Source organism: Actinomycetota bacterium, from assembly GCA_030776725.1.
Classification (GTDB): domain Bacteria; phylum Actinomycetota; class Nitriliruptoria; order Nitriliruptorales; family JAHWKO01; genus JAHWKW01.
On sequence record JALYHG010000286.1, the window covers coordinates 1 to 3566 of the forward strand.

A 3566-nucleotide genomic window follows, 5' to 3' on the forward strand; every position below is an offset into this window, starting at 1 on the left:
ACCTGGCCACCCTGCGCAAGGCCGCCGGCGCCCCGGCCAACGCCCGCCTGGGCCACACCGGCCCGATCTGCGCCGAGACCGCCCGCCGGCTGGCCTGCGACGCCAACCTCGTCCCGGTCGTGCTCGCTGGCGCGTCGGTCCCGATCGATGTTGGGCGCACCACCCGCGACCCGACCATCGCCCAGCGCGACTGCCTGCTCGTGCGCGACAAAGCCTGCCGCGGCTGCGGGGCGCCCGCCCACCTGTGCGTCGCCCACCACTGCGTGCGGTGGACCGACCTGGGCCCAACCGACCTCAACAACCTCGTGCTGCTGTGCTACCACTGCCACCAGCTCGTCCACGAAGGCGGCTGGAAGGCCCGGTGGAACCCCGACAACACCGTCACCTTCACCACCCCCGACCAGCGACACATCATCCGACCACCACCCACCTGACCCTCCGGGTCCAACCCCCCAACCTGTAACCATGCCGCGCGTCGAACTCGCGCGGGCTGCGCTCGAGAGCTGCAGTCCCTCCGGGTTACCCGCAGCCTGCCAAGCGACACCGCCCGCGGGCTGCGGCCACGTCTCGAAGCACTTCGGGAGTTCCCTCGGTTCGACCCGCCGCCCGTTCGCGACCAAGAGCACCATGACGAGCCGAGCGCTGGTCGGTCACGGCCGCGCCACGCTGGCTCGCGGTCATCCCGCGGCGGCCCACGCCCGCTGGTCGGTCAGGAAGGTCGTGACCGCCTCGGTGAGCGCTTCGGCGATGCCGTCCTGGAAGCGCGGTTGCTCCAGGCGCCGTCCTTCCTGCGGATGGGTGAGGAACCCCGGCTCGATGATCACGGCAGGAGCTCGCGACTCGCGCAGCAGCGCTGACGCCGACGGATGGCAGCGGCAGTGCAGCGTCCCGATCTGCTCGACGATCGCGCCGACCGCCAACTCCGCCAGTTCTCGGCCGGCTTCCGACTCGAACTCCCCGTCGCCGAAGTAGTACGCGGCGGTGCCGTGAGCGGCGTCCGAGTCCGCCCCGTTGAGGTGGATCGACAGGATCAGGTCGACCTGCTCGTCGTTGGCCAGCCGGGCACGCTCGGATTTCGACGGGGTCGTTCGCGGGCCCCGTGACAGGGTGACGCTCACCCCGCGGGCCAGCAGGCGCCCTGCGAGCCGGTTGGCGATCTGCCAGCTGATGTGGTGCTCACGGACCCCACCGTGCCCTTCGAACCCGGGCTCGTCGGGACCGTGCCCGGGGTCGACCAGGATCCGCGCCCCGGCCAGCGACGGGCGGCGGGGCGCCCGCCGCAGCGCCTCCCGCTCCCGGACGGTGGCTGCGGGAGCGGACTGGTGCTGGCGGTGCAGGCGTCGCACCGCCTCGATGACCTCACGACCGGCGATACCGTCGACGCGGAGCCCCGCGTTGAGCTCGAAGTCGCGGACCGCCTCGGCGGTCTGCGGACCGAACACCCCGTCCTCGTACCCGGCGTCGAAACCCAGCCGGTTCAGCCGCCGCTGCAGCTCCTTGACGTCGTCGCCGCGGAGCATCGGGTCGGTGAGGTACAAGCGGCGGTCGCCGAGGCTCCGTCCGGCCTCGACCAGCGCCCGCCAGGTGTCGGGACCGACCAGCCCGTCGGCGGTCAGGCCGCGCTGCTGCTGGAACGCGCGCACCGCCGCCTCGGTGCCCGGGCCGAACTCCGCTGGTTCGTCGTCGCTGCACGAGTAGCCGAGGTCCACCAGGCGCAGCTGGATGTCACGCACCGCCGGGCCGGCGGCGTGGCGTCCGATGGTTTCCATCCTGCGCAGCCTACGGTCACTGCGATCGCGTCAGCGATGCCGACCGTCCAACGTGGCGACGACCGGTGGGGGGCGGGCGCCGCCACGGTCAGGCGATGAACTCCTGCAGGTCTCCGAGGAGGGCCTGCTTGCCTTTGGCTCCGACCAGGCGCTTGGCGATCTGCCCGTCCTGGAACACGATCAGCGTCGGGATCGACATCACGCCGTACTGGCGGGCGACCTGCGGGTTCTCGTCGACGTTGAGCTTGACCACCTTCAGGGTGTCGCTGTGCTCCGTGCCGATCTCGTCCACGATCGGTGCGATGATCCGGCACGGGCCGCACCACTCGGCCCAGAAGTCGACCAGCACCGGCCGGTCGGCCTCGAGGACCTCCGCCGTCCACTCAGCGGTGGTCACCGCCGTCGTCGCCATACGTTCGCTCCTTGTCGTCTGCGCCAGTCAACACGACCGTCCACGGCACCATTCCGCCCCGGCGCTGTTCACTCGAGGGCGGCCAGGTAGCGCTCCGCGTCGATCGCGGCGCGGCACCCGGTGCCGGCAGCCGTGACCGCCTGCCGGTACACGGCGTCCACCGCGTCGCCGCAGGCGAACACGCCCGAGACGCTGGTGGCGGTGCTCGGTTCGTCGACGAGGAGGTAACCGCCTGGATCCATGTCGAGCTGGCCCTCGAACAACGACGTGTTGGGGATGTGGCCGATGGCGAGGAACACGCCTTGGCACCCGAACTCGTGCTGGTCTCCGGTGGTGGTGTCCTCGAGTCGCACCCCGGACACGGTGCCGTCGCCGAGGACCTCCTGCACCGTGGTGCTCCACAGGAAATCGACGCGGTCGTTCTTGAAGGCGCGTTCGGCCATCACCTTCGAGGCGCGCAGCTCGTCACGACGGTGGATCACCGTCACCCTCTCGGCGAACTTCGCCAGGAACGTGGCTTCCTCCATGGCGGAGTCGCCACCTCCGACCACGACGACGTGCTGGTCGCGGAAGAAGAACCCGTCACACGTCGCGCAGGCCGAGACACCCGCTCCCCACAGCCGGTCCTCGCCGGGGACGTTCAGCCGTTTGGGGCGCGCGCCGGTCGCGACGATGACGACGCGGGCGAAGAACACCCCGTCGTTGACGACGACCCGGAACGGCCGCCGTGACAGGTCGACCTCAGAGGCGTCGTCGGTGAGGTAGCTGGCGCCGAACCGCTCCGCCTGGGCGCGCATGTCTTGGACGAGCTTCGGACCGTCGATCCCCTGGGGGAAGCCCGGGTAGTTCTCGACGTCCGTGGTCAACGTCAGCTGCCCGCCGGTGGGGCCTCCCGCCTGGACACCTTCGATCACCAGCGGCCTCAGGTTGCCGCGGGCGGCGTACAGCGCGGCCGTCAACCCGGCCGGACCACCCCCGATGATGATGACGTCGCGGGTCTGGGAGACGTCACGGGATCCGTCGCCGGCCATCCGATGTCCTCCTCCCAGACCTCGTTCGGTGCAGCGTAACCCGTCGCTCCGGCCCGGCCTTCCCGTCACCGCCCGGTGACGGACAGCCCGAGATCGACGGTGACGTCCACCGGTACGCTGCGGCCTCTGCTGCCGCACCGTTCGTGCTCGAGCCGGCCATGCCCACGACCACCTGCACCCGCCACCCGGGCGAGGAGACCCGCCTGGCCTGCTCGGCGTGCGGTGATCCGGTCTGCCACCGCTGTGCCGTCGCCACCCCCGTCGGGCAGAAGTGCCCACGGTGCGCCCGGCAGGCGCGCGGCGCCCGCGCGCGCGGCAAGCCGCGCCAGCTGGTCAAGGCGGGAGCCGCTGGGG

5 protein-coding genes are annotated in these 3566 nt (G+C 71.5%); 2 read left to right on the forward strand and 3 right to left on the reverse strand.

Features of this window, described 5'->3' with window-relative positions; all coding sequences use genetic code 11:
• The coding region (locus M3N57_13725) for an HNH endonuclease (GenBank protein ID MDP9023727.1) at positions 1-434 on the forward strand (434 nt) is incomplete at its 5' end.
• A gap of 243 nt (positions 435-677) precedes the next feature.
• Here M3N57_13725 and M3N57_13730 read toward each other — a convergent pair.
• The 3 genes from M3N57_13730 to trxB all read right to left on the reverse strand — a co-directional run bounded on the left by M3N57_13730 (position 678) and on the right by trxB (position 3212).
• On the reverse strand, positions 678-1769 hold the full coding sequence (locus M3N57_13730) for a peptidoglycan-binding protein (protein ID MDP9023728.1): 1092 nt from the start codon (positions 1767-1769) through the stop codon (positions 678-680).
• 88 nt (positions 1770-1857) lie between these two features.
• Entirely contained in the window at positions 1858-2181 is a 324-nt protein-coding gene (gene trxA, locus M3N57_13735; GenBank protein ID MDP9023729.1) for a thioredoxin, read from the reverse strand.
• Between the two features lie 68 nt (positions 2182-2249).
• Complete coding sequence (gene trxB, locus M3N57_13740; protein ID MDP9023730.1) at positions 2250-3212, reverse strand: thioredoxin-disulfide reductase; 963 nt, start codon at positions 3210-3212, stop codon at positions 2250-2252.
• A gap of 158 nt (positions 3213-3370) precedes the next feature.
• Here trxB and M3N57_13745 point away from each other — a divergent pair.
• Positions 3371-3566, forward strand: a 196-nt coding sequence (locus M3N57_13745; protein MDP9023731.1) for a hypothetical protein, incomplete at its 3' end; no start/stop codon positions are given.